Source organism: Rhodoblastus sp. (genome assembly GCF_052145335.1).
GTDB lineage: Bacteria > Pseudomonadota > Alphaproteobacteria > Rhizobiales > Beijerinckiaceae > Rhodoblastus.
Window position 1 is genome coordinate 1 of sequence record NZ_JBKQOU010000055.1, and the last position, 18,772, is coordinate 18,772.

Consider the following 18,772-nt stretch of genomic DNA (forward strand, 5'->3'; position numbering starts at 1 on the left):
GCGCCAACCCATTTTTGGCAAGGCGCTTAAGTCGCCGCGATCAGCACCGCGCCGACGGGCCGCTTTTCCCCGATCAGTATATTGTAAGTCTGGCAGGCCGCGCCGGTGCTCATCGGGTCGCAACCTATGCCCAGAGCGCGCAGCCGCTGGCGGAGCCCCGGCGGCACCGGCAGCAGGGACGTACCGCAGCCGAACAGCAGCAATTCCACGCTGCCGCGCGGCAAAGCAAACAAAGGCGCCAGCGACGCCTCGTCCACTTCGGCGAAACTCTCGGGCGCGTAAGCGTGAATGCCATCCGGCAGGGCGAGCAGCGAGCCGCGATGCGTCATGCCGCCGAACTGGAATCCTCCCGCGCCGATCCCGTCTATCGTGTAAAGCCCCGGCGCGAAACCGTCATATTTGCGCTCCGTCGCCAATTCAGGCGCCCGACAAAGGACGCGCGCCGGTCTTGCCGCCGAGGCCGGTGACCTCGTCGGACGCGGCGCGGGTTTCGTTGCGCAAGCCGAGATAGATGAGCGTCGGCGAACAGATGAAGATCGAGGAATAAGTGGCGACGAAAATGCCCCACATCATCGCCAGCGAGAACGACCGGATCACCTGGCCGCCAAAGATCACCAGCGACAGCAGCGCCAGGAACACCGTGGTCGCGGTCATCAAAGTGCGAGGCAGCACGGCGTTGATCGACGTATCGATCAGTTGATCGGTCGGCATTTTCTTGAACTTGCGCATCATTTCGCGAATACGGTCGAGCACGACGACGGTTTCGTTGAGCGAATAGCCGACAATGGTCAGGATCGCCGCGATGGAGGTGGTATTGAACTCCAATTGGGTAATCGAGAAAAAGCCGACGGTCAGCAAGAGATCATGCATGGTGGCGATGATCGCGCCGATGGCGAACTGCCATTCGAAGCGAAACCACAGATAGGCCAGCACCGCCAGGATCGACAGCACTACGCCGAGCGTGCCGGACTGCACCAACTCATTTGACACGCGCGGCCCGACCACTTCGACGCGACGGAAATCGTAGGAATCGCCGAGCGCCGTCCTGACCTTTTCCACCGCCGACTGCTGCGCCACATCGCCGCCCGGCTGCATGCCGAAACGGATCGAGGCGTCGGCGGGCGAACCGAAACCCTGAACTTCGAGGTCGCCGAGGCCGAGATGGTTGGACAGGTCGCGGATATAGGAGAGATCGGCGGTTCCCGATTTCGCCTGCACTTCCATCAAGGTGCCGCCGGAGAAATCGATGCCGAAATTCATGCCGACGGTGAGGAACAGGATCACCGATATGATCGAGAGCACGGCCGAAAAAGGATAGGACACGCGCCGGAAGCGCATGAACGGGAATTTGGTGTTTTCGGGCGCCAGGCGCAAAAGCTTCATAGCGAGATGTCCTGATCCTTTGTTTAAACGCATATTCTTGTCCGAAAAGTCTGCAACTTTTCGGGAATAGGCTCTAGATCGGCAGCTTGGTCGGGCGGGCGTAGCGATACCACAAGGCGATCATCATCCGCGTCATGGTGACCGCGGTGACGATGGTGGTGAGAATGCCCAGAGCCAGCGACACGGCTAAGCCGCGCACCGGACCGGCGCCGAGGAAATAAAGAATCGCGGCGACCACGAACATGGTGACATTGGAATCGACAATGGTTGCGAAGGCGCGGTTGAAGCCCGCGTCGAGCGCCGAGATGATCGACCGCCCGGCGTGGGACTCTTCGCGGATGCGTTCGTAGATCAGCACGTTGGAGTCCACCGCCATGCCGATGGTCAGCACGATTCCGGCGATGCCGGGCAAGGTCAGCGTCGCCCGCAGCAGCACCAAAGCGGCGAAGATCATCGAAATATGGATCAGCAGCGCGATGTTGGCGAAAACGCCGAAGGTTCCGTAAGTGATCAGCATATAGGTGACCACCAGGGCCGCCGCCCAATAGGCCGCCTTCTTTCCGGCGTCGATCGAATCCTGGCCGAGGCCGGGACCGACCGTGCGCTCTTCAACGATCGTCAATTTGGCCGGAAGGGCGCCAGCGCGCAGAAGAATGGCGAGATTATTGGCTTGCTCGACGGTGAAACGGCCGGAAATCTGGCCTGATCCGCCGGTGATCGGCCCAAGGATGCGCGGAGCCGAAATGACCTTGTTGTCGAGCACGATGGCGAAGGGGCGCCCGACATTGGCCGAGGTCACTTGGCCGAATCGCTGGCCGCCGCGAATATTGAAGCGAAAATTAACCACGGGCTCGCCATTGCGCGAATCGAAACCCGGCGTGGCGTCGGTCAGATCCTCGCCCTGCACCATGACCTGCTTTTCGACCGGCAATTTCCCGGGCTGATCGGTCTGCTCGAGCATGTCGACGTCGCCGGGATTGGCGCCCGGTTCGGCGACGAGGCGGAATTCCAGTTTCGCAGTGGTGCCGACGATTTCCTTCAGCCGGTTGGTGTCCTGCAGGCCCGGCACTTCGACCAGCACACGGTCGTTGCCCTGGCGCTGGATGTTCGGCTCGGTGGTGCCGAGACCGTTTACGCGCCGGTTGAGCACCTCGATCGTCTGTTCGACCGCGCGCTTGACCTTGTTGTCGATGGCGGCGTCGGTGATGTTGAGCTTCAGCAGGCCGTCGTCGGATTGGCTGATGTCCAGCCCGGAGCCCGGGCCGGCGGAGGAAAGCGGCACGAGATTATAAAGTTTCGGCTTGATGCGGGCGACTTCGGCGGGGTCGGGTATGCGCACCTGCACGCCGCGCGGATTGATGCCGATACCGCCGGAAATTCCGATCTTTTCCTCGCGCAACAGCCGCCGCAGGTCGTCGCGCAAATTGCCCACCATGCTGTGAATCACGTCGGAGCGGTCCACTTCATAAAGCAGATGCGCGCCGCCCTGCAGATCGAGGCCGAGCACGATGCCATTCGGCGGCAGCCAGGAGGGCAGATGGGCGGCGAGTGCGGCGCGGTTCTGCGGACCGATCATGCTGGGAAGGCAGATCAGGAACGCGATCAGGGACGCGGTCAGAGTGAAGGCGATTTTCCAGGGGGCGAAGCGCAGCATGTTTGGCGGCTAATCCGTTTTTATTTCGCGCCTTTTCAGGCGGAATCCTTGACCGGCTCGCCCTTGGCGCGCACTTCCGCGATGGCCGAGCGGCTCTGGCGCACGCGGACATTGGGGGCGATTTCGATCTCGATTTCGGCGTCGTCGACAGCCTTGGTGACCTTGCCGATCAGTCCGCCGTTGGTCACGACCGTGTCGCCGCGTCGCAGATTGGAGACCATTTCCTGATGCGCCTTGGCGCGCTGCTGCTGCGGCCGCAGGATCAGGAAATACATGATCAACAGGATGAGGCCGAAAGGCGCCATCTGCATGACGATGTCGGCGCCGGCGGCCCCTCCGGGCGACTGCGCAAAGGCAGGGGTAATGAAAAACATGTCGTGCTTTCTGGAATCGGGCGCGCGAAAGCCGCGCCGTGAGCGGAATTTCGGCGGACTATAGCGGCTGGAAAGCCGAAAGCAATGCGCACGCGCGTCGTCGGGCTTGAGTCTTTCTCGACCGACGCCTAATTGGACGCGACATCCCGCCTTCCGGACGCCCCGCATGACCTCGCCAGCCGCGCAAAACTCAGATCTCCTGCTCGCCCGCATCGCCGAAGCTTTGGAGCGCTTGAGTCCGCCGCCGCCGGAAAATCCGGATTTTTCGGAAGCGCACGCTTTCGTCTGGCGCGCCGAATCGCAAAAACTTGTTGGGGTCAGGAAAGTCAGCCGCGTCGAACTCGGGCTTTTGCGCGGCGTCGACTTTCTGCGCGACCAGCTTTTGGGCAATACCGAACGTTTCGCGCGAGGCTTGCCAGCTAATAACGTCTTGTTGTGGGGCGCGCGCGGCATGGGCAAATCGTCATTGGTCAAGGCCGCCCATGCCGACGTCAACGCCCGCCTTTCCGGCTCGCCTGAATTCGCCGGCCTGAAACTGATCGAAATCCACCGTGAAGATATCGAGACGCTGCCCGTCCTGATGGGGTTACTGCGCGACGCCCCCTACCCTTTCATCATCTTCTGCGACGACTTGTCCTTCGACGGCGGCGACGCCTCCTATAAGTCGTTGAAGGCGGCGCTGGAGGGCGGCGTCGAGGGGCGTCCGGCCAACGTGCTGTTTTACGCCACCTCCAACCGCCGGCATCTTCTGCCTCGCGACATGATGGACAACGAGCGCTCGACCGCGATCAATCCCGGCGAGGCCGTGGAAGAGAAAGTGTCGTTGTCGGACCGATTCGGCCTGTGGCTCGGCTTCCACAAATGCAGCCAGGACGATTATCTCGGCATGGTCTTCGCCTATGCCCAGCATTACCGGCTTGAGGCGCACGCGGAACAGATCCGCGCCGAGGCGCTGGAATGGGCGATCACCCGCGCCTCGAGATCGGGCCGCGCCGCCTGGCAATATATCCAGGACCTGGCTGGGCGACTGGGGCAGAAGCTGGACTAGCCTTGCGCGCGTTTCAGTGATCCTCGATTGGAACGCGCGTGATCTCCCGCGATCGATTTTAGCCGGAAATTCGCCCCGATTTCCCATTGCGGAACCAAGCGCGAACGTCTATGTTTTGTTCATGATCTGTATGGGTCGATTCCCGGATCAGACCCCGGCGCAGGGCGCGAGCAAAAGAGGCGATACAATGCTGACCAAGAAGCAGAGCGAATTGTTGCGCTTCATTCACGAGCGCCTGAAGGAAACCGGGGTTCCGCCTTCCTTCGACGAGATGAAAGACGCCTTGGACTTGCGTTCCAAATCGGGCATTCACCGCCTCATCATGGCGCTGGAGGAGCGCGGCTTCATCCGCCGCCTGCCCAATCGCGCTCGCGCCCTCGAAGTCTTGCGCCTGCCCGAATCCTCCACTCCCGCGAGCCCGCGTTCGGGACGTTTCTCGCCCAGCGTGATCGAAGGCAATCTGGGCAAGACCCGCGCAGGCTCCGGCGGCGAAGCGATCGATTATTCGCAGCAGGTCGCCATTCCTGTAATGGGCCGCATCGCCGCCGGCACGCCGATTTCCGCCTTGCAGACCCGCTCGCATTCGATTTCCCTGCCACCCGACCTCTTGTCCAGCGGCGAACACTACGCCTTGGAAGTGCGCGGCGATTCGATGATCGAGGCCGGCATTCTCGACGGCGACACGGTGGTCATCAAGAAACAGGACACCGCCGAATCCGGCGATATTGTCGTGGCCCTCATCGACGACGAGGAGGCGACGCTGAAGCGCCTGCGCAAGCGCGGCGCCTCGATCGCGCTGGAAGCCGCCAATCCCGCCTATGAAACAAGGATTTTCGGTCCTGACAGGGTCAATATCCAGGGCAAGTTGATTAGCCTTGTGCGGAAGTATTGAATTGGAAAGAACGGTTTTTCCTGCGGAGCATTTCGGTGATGAGCTTCGGCGAGAACCCTCCTTCCTCTCGCCCTTCGGCGCGATCCACTCTCTCGGGAGCGCAGGCATGACTCGCGAAAAACTGACCGAAAAAATCCTCGATCTCAAACGCGAAAGGCAATTGTCCTGGAAAGACATTACCGCCGCCATCGGCGGCATGTCCGAGGTGCTGATCGTCGGCGCCTTGCTCGGCCAGGGGCGGCTGCCGGAAATTCTCGCGAGCAAGGCGGCGACCTTGTTCGGCCTGTCGAGACCGGAAGAGCTTCTGCTCAGCGAAGTTCCGATGCGCGGCCTGAATTCGCCTATGCCGCCGACCGATCCTCTTCTCTACCGCTTTTACGAATTGCTGATGGTCAACGGGCCGGCGTGGAAGGAATTGATTTCCGAGGAATTCGGCGACGGCATCATGTCGGCGATCGATTTCGACATGGCGATCGAACGCCAACCGGACCCCAAGGGAGACCGCGTCAAGCTCACGATGTCCGGTAAATTCCTGCCGTTCAAATATTATGGCGCTGGCGAAGGGGTTCCGGAAAACGGCGCCAAGCAGAAGTGAAGGTCTGGCGCAAAAAGCGGCAGGCAGTCCCCCTCACCTCATTCGCCCAAATCTTCCGACGGGTCGTCCCTTTGCTGGGCTGGCTGCGGCGAAGCGTCCCGGGCCGCAAGAGCCGACGGCGAGGCACCTGACGACACCGGCCGCGCCCTGTCGCTTCTATGCGGGGCGCGCGACCATGGCCGGTCCTCGCCCGGCGCGCGCGCGGCGCGCCATTCCACGCCTTTTTCCCCAAACTGCAGCGTCACCGCACCGGTTTGCGCCAACCGCGCCCGGTCGAGCAGGATTTTCGGCGCGCAGGAGCGTGGCGCGTAGAGCGGCGAAATCACCACCTGCGCCCGAGCGCAATCCTCGTGGAAGGCGGAATAGTCGAGCACCAATGCGGCGGATTCGCCGTTGGGCAGCAGGCCGACGCAGCCATGGGCGTCGCAGCGGCCCGCGCGCTCGGTCCCGTTGCGCGGATCGGCGTCTGCCCGCAGCCATTGCTCGGTGGCGAAATCGTCGTTCCTCTTGCCCAGAATGGTCAATGCGCCATCGGCGTCGCGCAAGGCCGCCAGGTCGCCGTTCGGCGGAACGGCGAGATCGAATCGACCCCCGCTCGCCGCGCCGAGGAGGCCTAGCGCCAGCAGCGGCAAGGCAGTCAGCCGCAGCGTCCATGTGCGCCACAATGCGGCGGAAAGAACGGCGAGTGTCAGGCAGACGATGGACCAGGGCGCGAAGGCTGGCAGGGAAACATTTGCTCCGGGCGCGGAACCGATCCAGCCGGCGACGGTCATGATCATCCCTATGCCGGCGCCGAGATAGGACCAGACCCAGCCGTCCAGCCCGAAGGGATAAAGCAGCGAGCCGAGCAGCGCCGCCGGCACCGCGAAAAGCTCGATCATCGCCAGGGTCAGCGGATTGCCGATCAGAACATAGGGACTCAATTCATGGAAATCATAGGCCATGAACGAGGCGGTGGCGGAAGTGGCGCAGAAGGTGGCGAAAAGCGCGCCCGGAATTCCGTGGCGGCTGCGCTCGGCGAGATTTTCCGCCAGCGAGCGCGCCGCCTCCTTGGTCTCGCGGGGCGGCATGCCAGGATGCGTCCCGTCCGCCGCCTTGGCGCCAGCGACGAAACCGACCGCGGTGGCGCGCGATTCGTAAACCGCGACCAGCGCCGCAACGGCGGCAAAGGACAGCTGGAAACTCGCGCCGAGAAGAGCCTCTGGCTGCAGGATGATGACCGCCAAAGCGGCGAAGGCCAGATTGCGCATGGTCAGGGCAGGTCGGTCGACCAGCACCGAGCCGAGAAGAATCAATGTCATGAACAGGGCGCGTTCCGAACCCACCCTTGAACCGGTGAACAGGGCGTAGCAACAGGCGGCCAGCATGGCGAGGGCGGCGGCCCATTTCTTGATCGGATAATTCAGCGCCAGCGTCCGGGAAAAGGCCATCAGCTGACGCAGGCCGACGAAGAATATGCCGGCGACCAAAGTCATCTGCACGCCGGAAATGGTGATGATGTGGAAAATCCCAGCCTTGCGGATGGTCTCCTTGGCGCCATCCGACAAAAGATCGCGCTTTCCGGTGACCATGGCCGCGCCGATCGCGCCATTGTCGCCGCCGATGGCCTCGGCTACCCTCAGCGCCAAGGCGTTGCGCGCCCGGTCGACGGCTGCGAAGAAGCGCAAGCCCCAGCCGGGCGATTCCGGCGGCGGGACCGCCTGCGCCGGAGAGAGGGCGCTGCCGACCGCGCCGATGCGGGCGAAATAAGCGTCGCGGGCGAAATCATAGCCGCCCGGCAGCGAAGCGTGGCCGGGCGGCAGCAACCGCGCCTTGACGACGATGAAATCGCCGGCGGCGAAGCTGGGATGTCCGCGCGAGGTCAGGCGAACGCGATAAGGCGTCCGTTCCGGCGCCAAGCCTTGCGCTTCGATCGGGCGCAGCAGGAAGCGCGCGCCCTGGACCCGGTAATCCACTTCTTCGACGAATCCGGCGAGTTCGCCGACGAAAACCCTTTCCAGGATCGGCGCGTCGACCCGCGCGGCGCGCCAACCGCCGAAAAATTCGCCGCTCCCCAGCGCCGCCAGCGCGACCAGAAAAGCGCAGAGCCCGCGTCTGTCACGCGAAAGATAAGCCAAGGCGGCGCAGATCGCGGAGAAAGGGCCGACAACCCACATGGCCGGCTCGGTGGCGGCGACCAAATAGAAAACCGCCCCCGCGCCCGCAGCCGCCGGCAGCCACAGAAAGGGCCTGCGCAGGGCCCATTCCTCCTCGGTCGCCGTTTTCAGCCGCGAGCGCAGCGCCTGAAGCAGCGCACGAAGCGACCGGCCAGCCAACGCCAAGTCGCGCGGAAAAACGCCCGTCATTTGCCTTGGCGCGGGCGCCATGAACATTGCCTCTTTTTTTGCCGCCGGCGACCATGCTACACGAGCGCGCCGGCGCGAAACAGTGATGCGCCCGAGTTTCAAGGTTTTTTTGCTTATGTCCGAATCCGTTGTGACGCGTTTTGCCCCCTCGCCGACCGGTTACCTCCATATCGGCGGCGCGCGCACTGCCCTGTTCAACTGGCTGCTCGCTCGTCAGACCGGCGGCAAAATGCTGTTGCGCATCGAGGACACCGACCGCGAACGCTCCACCGACGCCGCGATCGGGGCGATTATCGACGGCATGAAATGGCTGGGCCTCGAGTGGGACGACGAAGTCATCTACCAGTTTTCGCGCGCGCAGCGTCATCGCGAAGTGGTCGAGGAAATGCTGGCCAGGGGCGCGGCCTATAAATGCTACGCCAGCGCCCAGGAACTCGACCATATGCGGGAAAAGGCCCGCGCCGAGGGCCGGCCGCCGCGCTACGACGGACGCTGGCGGGACTTGAGCGGCTCGCCCGAGGAGGAAGCGGCGATCGCCGAAGGGCGCAAGCCGGTGGTGCGGCTGAAGGCGCCGCGCGACGGCGAGACCATCATCGACGACAAGGTGCAGGGCAAAGTCACCTTCCCCAACAAGGATCTGGACGATCTGGTGCTGCTGCGCTCCGACGGAAATCCAACCTACATGCTGGCGGTGGTGGTCGACGACCACGACATGGGCGTGACCCAGATTGTGCGCGGCGACGACCATCTCACCAACGCCGCGCGACAAACCCACATCTACCAGGCGATGGGCTGGACCGCGCCGGACTGGGCGCATATTCCGCTGATCCACGGGCCAGACGGCGCCAAAATGTCCAAGCGCCACGGTGCGCTCGGCGTCGACGCCTATCGCGCCATGGGCTACCTCCCCGACGCCTTGCGAAACTATCTGGCGCGGCTTGGCTGGAGCCAGGGCGACCGGGAGTTTTTTTCGACCCAGGAGCTGATTGAGGCTTTTTCCCTCGCCCAGGTGCATCGTTCCCCCGCGCGATTCGATTTCGCCAAACTGGAGAACATGAACGGCCATTTTTTGCGCGCCATGCCTGACGATGCTCTTTTGGCGCAGCTGATCGCCTCCCTGCCCTATCTGCCCGGCGGCCCGGAGCTGGCGGAGAAACTCGACGATCACAAGACGGCCCAGTTGGCCAGTGCCCTGCCCGGCTTGAAAGAACGCGCCAAAACCCTGATCGAACTGCTCGATGGCGCGCAATTCCTGTTCGCCGAGCGGCCGCTCTCCTATGACGATAAGGCGACCCAGATCCTGAACCCCGAGGGCCGCGCCCATCTCGCCGCCCTGGCGCCGCGTCTCGACGCCCTTCCCGACTGGAAGGCGGCGGAGGCGGAGGCGGTCGTTCGCGCTTATGTCGCCGAATCCGGCGCCAAGCTCGGCCAGGTCGCGCAGCCCCTGCGGGCCGCGCTCACCGGCCGCTCGACCTCGCCCGGCATTTTCGACGTGCTTGAAACGCTCGGCCGCGAAGAAAGTCTCGGCCGCATCGTCGACGCTTCGGCGTGAAACGGCGGTTTACGGCGGAAAACAGCTATTTTCCCCTCTGCAGGAAGCGCGGCGCCCCTATCGTTTAACAAACCGTCATCTTGAACCGCCGCCGACAATCAGCTAGTCATTTGCGGCGCACAATTTGACGCGATTTCACTGCATTTTTCGGCCTTTCGGGGATCGTGTATCTGTGGCGAAACGCGGGTCGAACGCTTCAGCGAAAAGGCGGTTCTCATGAGTGAAACGGGCAAGTTCCAACTCGGCGACAAAACGGTCGACATGCCGGTCAGGCATGGCTCCATCGGGCCGGCGGTGGTGGATATCGGCAAGCTTTACGCCCAGACCGACATGTTCACTTACGACCCTGGCTTCACTTCGACCGCCAGCTGCGAGTCGAAAATCACCTATATCGACGGCGACGCCGGCGTGCTGCTGTATCGCGGCTATCCGATCGAGCAGCTCGCCGAAGATGGCGACTTCCTCGAGACCTGCTACCTGCTGCTCTATGGCGAATTGCCTACGCCTGCGCAAAAAGCTGACTTCGACTATCGCATCACGCGCCACACCATGGTGCACGAGCAGATGGCGAGATTCTTCTCCGGCTTCCGCCGCGACGCCCATCCGATGTCGGTCATGGTGGCCTGCGTCGGCGCGCTGTCGGCCTTCTATCATGACTCGACCGACATTTCGGATCCGCAGCAGCGCGTGATCGCCACCATGCGCATCATCGCCAAAATGCCGACCATGGCGGCCATGGCCTATAAATACTCGATCGGCCAGCCGTTCATCTTCCCGAAGAACGATCTCGACTATACGTCGAACTTCCTGCGCATGTGCTTCGCCGTCCCTTGCGAGGAATACAAGGTCAATCCGATCCTGTCGCGCGCGCTCGATCGGATCTTCATCCTCCATGCCGATCACGAGCAGAACGCCTCGACCTCAACGGTGCGCCTGGCTGGCTCCTCGGGCGCCAATCCCTTCGCCTGTATCGCCGCCGGCATCGCTTGCCTGTGGGGTCCCGCGCATGGCGGCGCCAACGAGGCGGCGCTGAAAATGCTCGGGGAAATCGGCTCGGTTGAAAATATTCCCAAATATATCGCCAAGGCCAAGGACAAGGACGATCCGTTCCGCCTGATGGGTTTCGGCCATCGCGTGTACAAGAACTACGATCCGCGCGCGAAAATCATGCAGCGCACCTGCCACGAAGTGCTGAATGAACTGGGCATCAAGGACGATCCGCTGCTCGACGTGGCGGTGGAACTGGAGCGGATCGCCTTGCACGACGAATATTTCGTCGAGCGCAAGCTTTATCCGAACATCGACTTCTATTCCGGCATCACCCTGAAGGCCATGGGCTTCCCGGTCTCGATGTTCACCGTGCTGTTCGCCCTCGCCCGCACCGTCGGCTGGATCGCCCAGTGGAAGGAAATGATCGAGGACCCGCATCAGAAGATCGGCCGTCCGCGCCAGCTCTATACCGGCGCGCCGCAGCGCGAATATGTGAAAATGGGCGAACGTTGAGCTCGAAAGCTCGCAGAGTGACACTCTTTGAACCGTCCCGCGCAAGCGGGACGGCTTTTGTTGCTTTCGCCGCCTTTTTTCTGGCTGGCGGCGCCATCCTTTTTACGGCTGGCGGCGCCATCCTTTTTACTGCTGGCGGCGCCTGGGCGCAGGCCCCCGGGGTCGAGGAGCGGGGCGTCTCCGACAAGTCGCCGGAATCGGGGCCGGTCAATGACCAGGCTTTCGATTGCCCCGCCTTCAAACAGACGATCGCCACCGCCGGAGCCGGTTTCGCAGCCTTGCGCGGCGAAAGCCGGAGCGATGACGAGACCAAAGCCATTTACGGCGTCTCGGTGCCGTTGTTTGGAACCTGCGCAATTCTGGAAAAGAAAAAGCTGAACGAGATTTCCTATTCTTGCCAGGCCGACAAATTGAGCCTCGCCGACCTCAAGGCGACGGTGGAAGCCTGCCTCGGCGACGACGCACATGGCATGGCGTCAAACGAAAATCCCAACACACCCTATCTGAGGTACAACCCTCAGATCGGTTCGGCCAAGGCTCAGGTGATGGTGCTGGCGACGTTTGGCAAGAAAACGCTGGTGATTTTCAACCCGAAGTGACCGCTGCATTCGCCGCGTCATAGCGAGCGGAGACGCAAAAAAGAGGATGCAGTCGGTGGCAAAGCTGAAAGCTTCGCTCCGCTCTCGTCGAAAGCGCCTCAATTACATCAGGTTAAAGAGACTAGCTCTATAATCGCCTGAGCTGCTCTTTCGCTTGGCTGGGCGCCGTGGGGGAGCAGCATCCTGGCCTTCAGCAGATCCAACGCCGCAAGTTGGCGGCGGCGCTCGTCCGAATCATCCACGATACCCGCCAAAGCGGCGGCGAGCGGCTCGGGCTTCGCCTGTTCCTGCAAATATTCCGGGAAGGCGTTTTCGCCAAGAATCAGATTCGGCAAGACGATAGTCGATGTCTGGATCAACCGCCGGGCGACGAATTCCTCGAACTTTGGCACCCGATAGGCGACGATGGTCGGCGTACGCGACAGAGCCAGTTCCAAAGTCACCGTGCCGGAGGCGGCGAGCGCGGCCCGGGCGGCGCGAAAAGCGGCCAGTTTTTCATTTTCGCCCAAAGCCAGCCGTGGCTTGACCTCCCAGTCCTCGATCATGGCGCGAACGCGCGCCTCGATCGGAGCTGCGGCGGGCAGGACATAGTCCAGTCCTGGGCGCATCACGTCCAGCTTCGCCAGCGCTCCGCCAAAGGCCGAACCCATGCGGGCGAGCACTGAGCCGCGCGAACCTGGTAGCACCAGCACCGGCCCGTCTTGCTTTGCGACGTCGTCGCCTCGAAAATCGTCGAGCCTTTCGATCAGCGGATGGCCGACATAGATGCAGCGCGGGCCGCCGAGCCGTTCATGCGCAGCCGGCTCGAACGGCAGCAGCGCCAGAACAAGATCGATATAGGCGCGCATTTCCTTCGCCCGCCCCGGCCGCCAGGCCCAGACAGTCGGACTGACATAATCGATCACTCTAAGGCTCGGCAGGATTTTGCGCACACGACGCGCCACGCGATGGGTAAAATCCGGGCTGTCAATCAGGATCAGGGCGTCGGGCCTGGCCGCAACCACCGCCTTCACGGTCTGGTCGATGCGCGCCAGCAAGGTCGGCAAATGCGCGATCACCGGCATGACGCCCATGACCGCAATGTCGCTCATCGGAAACAGGCTGGTGAAATTTTCACGGGTCATCGCCTCGCCGCCGACGCCGCAAATCTCGACGCCGGGATTTTTCGCCCGCAAGGCGCGGATCAGTTTGTAGCCCAATTGGTCGCCGGAGGCCTCGCCGGCGATGACATACAGCTTCATGACGCATCCGCCGTAAAGCCGAACAGGAACAGCCCGGCCTTTTCAGCTTCCGCGGCGACGCTGGCGCGTTCGAGGATCAGAACCTTGCCTGCCGCCACCGCGAGGCCGCGCAGGCCGGCGCGCGCCGCCGCGGCCACGGTTTGCGGACCGATGGCGGGCAGATCGACGCGCAGATCCTGGCCTTGTTTCGGCGCCTTGACCAGAAGGCCCGCTGGGCCCTTGGGCCGCCAGCGGCGCTGCTCCCGCAATTGAGTGACTCGATCGAGCATGGCGTCGGTGCCTTCCACCGCCTCGATGGCGATGATGCGCCGTCCTGCGACGACCAAAGCCTGGCCGCAGTCATGGGCCGACAGATCGCCAAGGCATTTCCGCCCGAGTGCAAGATCTTCCGCCAGATCGTCGGGAAAGGGCAAAGCGTTCATCGCGCCAATGCCTGCGAGCAGTGCGGGGGCGAAGGAATCGACGCCGACGACCGAAAATCCCTCGCGCTCGAACAGGCCTATCACCCCCTTCAAGATGTGATCGTCGCCACCGGCGAACATTCGGATGATTTCCGGCAGGCGCTTGATCCCGCCCCAATCGAGGCGCAAGTCGGAAAACTCCGGGCGGCTAAGGCTGCCGATCAAGCAGATATCCCGGATTTCGCGCGCAGAAATTTCGCGAAAGCCCTGCCCCAATTGACCGATGCCGAGCCATACATGCGGAAAATTCTCGATGTCCCGGCTGGCGATCCCGCGCAACCCGAGCAGAAATACTTCCCGCCCGCTGGCCTGGGCCGCGCGGGCGGCGACGAGGGGAAACTGGCCGCCGCCGCAAATGAGGGCGACTTTGCCGCTCACGCCACGTCTTTCCCGAATTCCGGCACGCAGAACTGCTTGTCGCCGCCGGCGCGGATGAAATCGAGGATCTCATTGACTTCGGCATTACCGACGAATTCCTCCGCGACATCCTCCATCCGCTCCTTGAGCGTGCCTTCCGGCGCGAAAAGCGCGCGATAGGCGCGTCGCAATTCATGGATCTGTTCGCGGGAAAAATTGCGCCGCTTCAGCCCGATCAGATTGAGGCCCATCAGATAGCCGCGATTGCCGAAAGCAAGACCGAAGGGAATGAGATCGGCGCCGATGCCGGTCATGCCGCTGACAAAGGCGTGCGAGCCGATGCGGGCGTATTGCACGATGGCCGAACCGCCGCCGCAAATGACGAAATCGCCCATTGTGACGTGGCCGGCGAGCATGACATTATTGGAAAAAACGCAGTCGTGGCCGATAATGCAATCGTGGCCGACGTGGGAATTGGCGAGAAAGGCGCAGCGGTCTCCGACAATCGTCTCCAGCCGCCCGCCCAAAGTGCCGGGGTTCATCGTCACGCCCTCGCGGATCAGGCAATCGGCGCCAACGGTCAAGGTCGAATCCTCGCCGCGATATTTGAGATCCTGCGGTTCGTGTCCGAGCGACGCGAAGGGAAAAATCCTGGTGCGCGGACCGATCTTCGTGCGGCCGGCGACGACGACATGGGATTTCAGTTTCACCCCGTCCCCGAGTTCAACCTGAGGGCCGATATGGCAAAAGGGGCCGATTTCAACGCCCTCGCCAATCTTGGCGCCATCTTCGATCATGGCGCTGGCGTGAATGCGCGCGTCTTGCAAAACCATCGTCAGCCCTGCTGTTTTTCGGGCGTTTCAGAGAGAATCATGGCGCTGATTTCAGCCTCGGCGACCAGGACGCCATCGACCATCGCCCGGCCCTGGTACCACCAGATATTACGCCGCTGGTTCAGGCGGGTCATGTGGAACTCGACGCGGTCGCCCGGCTCGACCGGCTTGCGGAATTTCGCCTTGTCGATGGTCATGAAATAAACCAAAGGCGGTTTCGCGCCGCCCAACCGCGAATTGACGCAGAGCGCACCGGCCGTCTGCGCCATCGCCTCGATCAACAAAACCCCGGGAAACACAGGCTTATCCGGAAAATGGCCGGTGAATTGCGGTTCGTTGATGGTGACGTTCTTGATACCGATGCCGAATTCGTCGCCGCGCGCTTGAACAATGCGATCAACCAGCAGAAACGGGTAGCGATGCGGCAATAACTGCATCAGACGCTGAATATCGATCGTTTCCAAAGTGCTGGTCGTGGCCGTCATATCTGCCTTCCGTGGCGACTCGCTCTCAAATCGGAGAGGAAATATTTTTGCACTCGGCTTTAACGACAGAATGGCGCCGAAAGCCAGAATAAAATCACTCTGGCCTGCCCGCTCCCCTCTTGACCATGCGGTCAAGCGCCGCGACGCCTTTGAGCCAGTCACGGGCGTTTTTGGCCGGCGAACCGCCGATCTTCGCGCCCGGATCGACATCAGCCATCACGCCGGATTGCGCTGCGATCTGCGCTCCCATGCCGATGCGCAAATGGCCGGTAATGCCGGCTTGGCCGCCGGCGACGACGAAATCGCCCAATTCGGTCGAGCCCGATATGCCGACCTGGCTGACGATAACGCAATGACGGCCAATCACCACATTATGGGCGATCTGCACCAGATTATCGATCTTGGTCCCTTCTCCAATGATGGTGTCGCGATTGGCGCCGCGATCGATGGTTGAATTGGCGCCGATCTCGACATCGTCCTGAATGATGACGCGGCCGATCTGCGGCACTTTCAGATGGCCGCGCGGGCTCATGGCGAAGCCGAAACCGTCCTGGCCGATCCGCACGCCGGAATGGACGATGACGCGGTCGCCGATCAGCGCGTTGCACACGGTCGCGCCGGCGCCGACAGCGCTCATCCGTCCAATCCGCACATCCGGGCCGATCACCGCATTGGGGCCGATCACCGCTCCCGCTCCGATTTCCGCGCGGGGTCCGATCACCGCGCCGGGATCGACGATGACGCCGGCCTCGAGCAGCGCCGACGGATGGACGTTGGCGCCCGGCGACACGCCGTGGGCGTCGAACAGCGACCCCGGCCGCGCGGCGTCGGGATAGAGCCTCGCCGTGACCAGGGCGCAGGCGCGATAGGGTTCGCGAACCACCAGAGCGGCGACGCCTTTCGGCGCGCGGTCGGCGTATTTCTCGCCGATCAGGCAGGCCGTGGCGCGGGTCTGCGCCAATTGCCCGACATATTTGGGATTGTCGAGAAAGACCAGGTCGCCGGGCCTCGCCCGGTCGAGGGGAGCGACATCGACGATTGTCTGAGCCAGATCGACGTCGGGCGCCGGCTTGGCCCCGGTCCATTCGACAATTTCCGCCAGGGTCGGCGACAGGATCCGGCGAAAAAACTTCATTTCGTCCATTGCGGCGCTCCGGCGTCCGGGGATGCAACGATTTTCAAGGTCAAAGCAGTATGTTGCGCTGGATATCTCAACTCACGTTCCGACTGGGCGCGGATATGAAAAGGGCGCGGCTTGCGGCCGCGCCCAAATCGTTGTGTCGGCCAATATCAGAATTGCGCGCCGCCGGAGAAGCTGAACGCCTGCGTCACGTCCGAGGTCTGCTTGCTGAGCACAAAAGAGTAGTTGAAACGGATCGGACCCATCGGCGAGGCCCAGATCAGGCCAACGCCGACCGACGAACGCAGATTGAAAGCCTCGTTGCCGCCGATATTGATGCAGGGGCTCTGCTGGATCGGAACGCCATTGGCGGCAAAGGTCTGCTTCGGCGCTCCCTGCGGCGTATTGTTGTTCATATAGGTGCAGGAGGTGGCCTGACCGGCGGAATAGCCGAGATAGGTGCCGAAATTGGTCGCGCCGCGGTAGTCGTACAAGGTGCCGGCGTCGGCGAACACCGCCAGTTTCAGGCCCAGGTCCTTCGGCAGGCCCCAGATCGGGGATTGCGCTTCCAGCGAGCCGCCGAAGAATTTGGTGCCGCCGAGCGCGTTGCCGTTGTTGTTGCTGGTCGCGTTGGTGATGTCGCGCGGGCCGATGCCGCCCGGAGCGAAACCACGGACCAGCGACTGGCCGAGGTTGAAATTGTCGACGATGCGCAAAGGCTGGTTGCCGAAGGGCTGGATGTCGCCCGCCTGCGCGCGCGCTATGCCGACGACATTGTCGAAATAGAGCTCGTGATAGCCGCGAATGTCGACCGTGGTGCGCAAGAAATCGGAATTGCCGCCAACGCCGGCGAAGTCCTGCTTCAGGTCGGCGCGAATGCCGCCATGCGGGTCGCGCGGATTGTCCAGCGAATTATACGACAAGGTGTAGCCGATCATCGACGTCACCCAGTCGCCCTGCGCCTGCTTCAAAGCCACCGACGCTTCGCCGTTGGAAAGACAGCTGACCTGTCCGGTCGCGGTGTCGACCGGCAGCGCGCCCGGGGTGCCCGGCGTGGTGCCGTTGATCGGATAGGTACAGTCGTTATAGGGCTGGCTCGACGAATTCGGGATCGTCAGACGCGAATTATACGCAGTATAGCGCGGTCCGAGCGTGATCTGGTCGGTGATCGGAATGCCGAAACGGATGGTGCCGCCGGAAACCCAGTTCGAATAATAGGCGTAGCGGGAGGCGTCCGACATTTTGGTGTAGAGATCGAAGCCGGCGGCAAGGCGCTGGTCGAGGAAGAAGGGCTCGGTGTAATTCAGCTCGACGCCCTGGGCCAACTGGCCGGCCGACACCGCCAGGCGGACGTAATCGCCCTTGCCCAGGAAGTTGGACTGGGTGACCGAGACTTCGGCAAGAAATCCTTCGGTGGTCGAATAGCCGCCGGAAATCGAGAAGGAGCCGGTGGACTGCTCCTCGACATCGACGTCGACGATCACGCGGTCGGCTGCGGAGCCAGCCTCGTTGGTGATCTTGACCTTCTTGAAATAGCCGAGCGAATTCAGCCGGCGCTCCGCCTTGTCGATCATCGCCTTGTTATAGGCGTCGCCCTCGCCGATATCGAATTCGCGGCGGATGACGTAATCGCGGGTCGCGGTATTGCCCCGCACATTGATGCGCTCGATGTAGACGCGAGGACCTTCCTCGATGACGAAAGCGATCGAAACCGTATGGGTCGCGGGATCGCGATCGCCGCGCGGATGCACCTGGGTAAAGGCGTAACCGCGCCGGGCGATCGCCTTGGTCAACCGGTCGACCGTCTTCTCGACCTGATCGCCGTTGTAGACGTCGCCGACATGGACGCTGACATCGCCCTCAAGCGAGGCGTCGGACACGTCGCGCAGATGAGATTCCACATGCACCGAGCCGACCGTATATTGCTCGCCTTCCTCGACCGAAATGGTGAGGACATAGCCGCCGATAGCCGGATCGAAGACGGCGTCGGTGCCGATGATGCGGAAGTCGGCATAGCCGTTCTTCAGGTAATAGCGGCGGATCGCCTCGGCGTCCTTGGCGATTTTGTCGGGATCGTAAACGTCCGAGCTTTTGATGAAGGAGAGGAAGTTCATCGTCGTCGTCTCCATCATCCCTTCAAGCTTGGACGATGAATAGACGTGATTGCCGACAAAATTGATCTGCTTGATGCCGGTCTTCTCGCCTTCGTTGATGTCGAACACAACGTCAACCGTGCCCTTGGGGGTCTCGACGGTGCGCGCCTTTACCGTGGCGGTGGAGCGGCCGGCGCGGCGGTACATGTCCATGATGCGCTGGGCGTCGGCGTCGAC

General features: G+C 62.5%; 17 protein-coding genes. 6 read left to right on the top strand and 11 right to left on the bottom strand.

Features of this window, described 5'->3' with window-relative positions; translation table 11 throughout:
- Window positions 1-26: 26 nt before the first annotated feature.
- The 4 genes from ACLP2E_RS03585 to yajC form a co-directional block, all read right to left on the bottom strand.
- Entirely contained in the window at window positions 27-416 is a 390-nt protein-coding gene (locus tag ACLP2E_RS03585) for an Mth938-like domain-containing protein (protein ID WP_442465177.1), read from the bottom strand.
- A 1-nt stretch (window position 417) separates the two neighbouring features.
- Window positions 418-1,383: a protein translocase subunit SecF gene (secF, locus tag ACLP2E_RS03590; protein ID WP_442464175.1), complete on the bottom strand. Its 966-nt coding sequence runs from the start codon at window positions 1,381-1,383 to the stop codon at window positions 418-420.
- A gap of 73 nt (window positions 1,384-1,456) precedes the next feature.
- Window positions 1,457-3,037: a protein translocase subunit SecD gene (secD, locus tag ACLP2E_RS03595; RefSeq protein WP_442465178.1), complete on the bottom strand. Its 1,581-nt coding sequence runs from the start codon at window positions 3,035-3,037 to the stop codon at window positions 1,457-1,459.
- 35 nt (window positions 3,038-3,072) lie between these two features.
- Window positions 3,073-3,411 (bottom strand): preprotein translocase subunit YajC, encoded by a 339-nt coding sequence (yajC, locus tag ACLP2E_RS03600; protein ID WP_442464177.1) that lies wholly within the window; start codon window positions 3,409-3,411, stop codon window positions 3,073-3,075.
- 166 nt (window positions 3,412-3,577) lie between these two features.
- Here yajC and ACLP2E_RS03605 point away from each other — a divergent pair, with 166 nt between their 5' ends.
- The 3 genes from ACLP2E_RS03605 (at window position 3,578) to cynS (ending at window position 5,946) form a co-directional block, all read left to right on the top strand.
- On the top strand, window positions 3,578-4,459 hold the full coding sequence (locus tag ACLP2E_RS03605) for an ATP-binding protein (protein WP_442465179.1): 882 nt from the start codon (window positions 3,578-3,580) through the stop codon (window positions 4,457-4,459).
- A 187-nt stretch (window positions 4,460-4,646) separates the two neighbouring features.
- Window positions 4,647-5,351 carry a transcriptional repressor LexA gene (gene lexA, locus ACLP2E_RS03610; RefSeq protein WP_442464179.1) on the top strand — a complete coding sequence of 235 codons (705 nt, stop codon included), beginning with the start codon at window positions 4,647-4,649 and terminating at the stop codon, window positions 5,349-5,351.
- Between the two features lie 106 nt (window positions 5,352-5,457).
- Window positions 5,458-5,946, top strand: a complete 489-nt coding sequence (gene cynS, locus ACLP2E_RS03615; RefSeq protein ID WP_442464180.1) for a cyanase — start codon at window positions 5,458-5,460, stop codon at window positions 5,944-5,946.
- A 38-nt stretch (window positions 5,947-5,984) separates the two neighbouring features.
- On the opposite strand, the gene ACLP2E_RS03620 is transcribed toward cynS, so the two are convergent.
- A complete protein-coding gene (locus ACLP2E_RS03620) occupies window positions 5,985-8,312 on the bottom strand; it encodes a ComEC/Rec2 family competence protein (RefSeq protein ID WP_442465180.1) in 2,328 nt (775 codons plus the stop codon).
- Window positions 8,313-8,406: 94 nt separating this feature from the next.
- Between ACLP2E_RS03620 and gltX the strand changes: the two genes are divergently transcribed.
- From gltX to ACLP2E_RS03635, 3 genes are all read left to right on the top strand, one after another.
- On the top strand, window positions 8,407-9,843 hold the full coding sequence (gene gltX / locus ACLP2E_RS03625) for a glutamate--tRNA ligase (RefSeq protein WP_442465181.1): 1,437 nt from the start codon (window positions 8,407-8,409) through the stop codon (window positions 9,841-9,843).
- 216 nt (window positions 9,844-10,059) lie between these two features.
- The gene (gene gltA, locus ACLP2E_RS03630; protein WP_442464183.1) at window positions 10,060-11,346 is read left to right on the top strand and encodes a citrate synthase; all 1,287 of its coding nucleotides are present in this window, start codon (window positions 10,060-10,062) and stop codon (window positions 11,344-11,346) included.
- A 17-nt stretch (window positions 11,347-11,363) separates the two neighbouring features.
- Window positions 11,364-11,945 carry a hypothetical protein gene (locus ACLP2E_RS03635; protein ID WP_442465182.1) on the top strand — a complete coding sequence of 194 codons (582 nt, stop codon included), beginning with the start codon at window positions 11,364-11,366 and terminating at the stop codon, window positions 11,943-11,945.
- A 107-nt stretch (window positions 11,946-12,052) separates the two neighbouring features.
- Here ACLP2E_RS03635 and lpxB read toward each other — a convergent pair whose 3' ends face one another.
- The 6 genes from lpxB to bamA form a co-directional block, all read right to left on the bottom strand.
- Window positions 12,053-13,186, bottom strand: coding sequence for a lipid-A-disaccharide synthase (gene lpxB, locus ACLP2E_RS03640; protein WP_442465183.1), 1,134 nt, complete (start codon window positions 13,184-13,186; stop codon window positions 12,053-12,055).
- Complete coding sequence (locus ACLP2E_RS03645) at window positions 13,183-14,025, bottom strand: LpxI family protein (RefSeq protein WP_442465184.1); 843 nt, start codon at window positions 14,023-14,025, stop codon at window positions 13,183-13,185. The genes lpxB and ACLP2E_RS03645 overlap by 4 nt, the downstream gene beginning before the upstream one ends.
- On the bottom strand, window positions 14,022-14,837 hold the full coding sequence (lpxA, locus tag ACLP2E_RS03650; RefSeq protein WP_442464187.1) for an acyl-ACP--UDP-N-acetylglucosamine O-acyltransferase: 816 nt from the start codon (window positions 14,835-14,837) through the stop codon (window positions 14,022-14,024). The genes ACLP2E_RS03645 and lpxA overlap by 4 nt, the downstream gene beginning before the upstream one ends.
- A gap of 2 nt (window positions 14,838-14,839) precedes the next feature.
- On the bottom strand, window positions 14,840-15,322 hold the full coding sequence (gene fabZ, locus ACLP2E_RS03655; protein ID WP_442464191.1) for a 3-hydroxyacyl-ACP dehydratase FabZ: 483 nt from the start codon (window positions 15,320-15,322) through the stop codon (window positions 14,840-14,842).
- Between the two features lie 94 nt (window positions 15,323-15,416).
- Window positions 15,417-16,466, bottom strand: a complete 1,050-nt coding sequence (gene lpxD, locus ACLP2E_RS03660; RefSeq protein ID WP_442464188.1) for a UDP-3-O-(3-hydroxymyristoyl)glucosamine N-acyltransferase — start codon at window positions 16,464-16,466, stop codon at window positions 15,417-15,419.
- 146 nt (window positions 16,467-16,612) lie between these two features.
- The coding region (gene bamA / locus ACLP2E_RS03665; protein WP_442465185.1) for an outer membrane protein assembly factor BamA at window positions 16,613-18,772 on the bottom strand (2,160 nt) is incomplete at its 5' end.

Bases quoted from the DNA above. Each gene is read 5' to 3' on its own strand.
- secF (WP_442464175.1), bottom strand. From the start codon at position 1,383: ATGAAGCTTTTGCGCCTGGCGCCCGAAAACACCAAATTCCCGTTCATG.
- secD (WP_442465178.1), bottom strand. From the start codon at position 3,037: ATGCTGCGCTTCGCCCCCTGGAAAATCGCCTTCACTCTGACCGCGTCC.
- yajC (WP_442464177.1), bottom strand. From the start codon at position 3,411: ATGTTTTTCATTACCCCTGCCTTTGCGCAGTCGCCCGGAGGGGCCGCC.
- ACLP2E_RS03605 (WP_442465179.1), top strand. From the start codon at position 3,578: ATGACCTCGCCAGCCGCGCAAAACTCAGATCTCCTGCTCGCCCGCATC.
- lexA (WP_442464179.1), top strand. From the start codon at position 4,647: ATGCTGACCAAGAAGCAGAGCGAATTGTTGCGCTTCATTCACGAGCGC.
- cynS (WP_442464180.1), top strand. From the start codon at position 5,458: ATGACTCGCGAAAAACTGACCGAAAAAATCCTCGATCTCAAACGCGAA.
- ACLP2E_RS03620 (WP_442465180.1), bottom strand. From the start codon at position 8,312: ATGGCGCCCGCGCCAAGGCAAATGACGGGCGTTTTTCCGCGCGACTTG.
- gltX (WP_442465181.1), top strand. From the start codon at position 8,407: ATGTCCGAATCCGTTGTGACGCGTTTTGCCCCCTCGCCGACCGGTTAC.
- gltA (WP_442464183.1), top strand. From the start codon at position 10,060: ATGAGTGAAACGGGCAAGTTCCAACTCGGCGACAAAACGGTCGACATG.
- lpxB (WP_442465183.1), bottom strand. From the start codon at position 13,186: ATGAAGCTGTATGTCATCGCCGGCGAGGCCTCCGGCGACCAATTGGGC.
- lpxA (WP_442464187.1), bottom strand. From the start codon at position 14,837: ATGGTTTTGCAAGACGCGCGCATTCACGCCAGCGCCATGATCGAAGAT.
- fabZ (WP_442464191.1), bottom strand. From the start codon at position 15,322: ATGACGGCCACGACCAGCACTTTGGAAACGATCGATATTCAGCGTCTG.
- lpxD (WP_442464188.1), bottom strand. From the start codon at position 16,466: ATGGACGAAATGAAGTTTTTTCGCCGGATCCTGTCGCCGACCCTGGCG.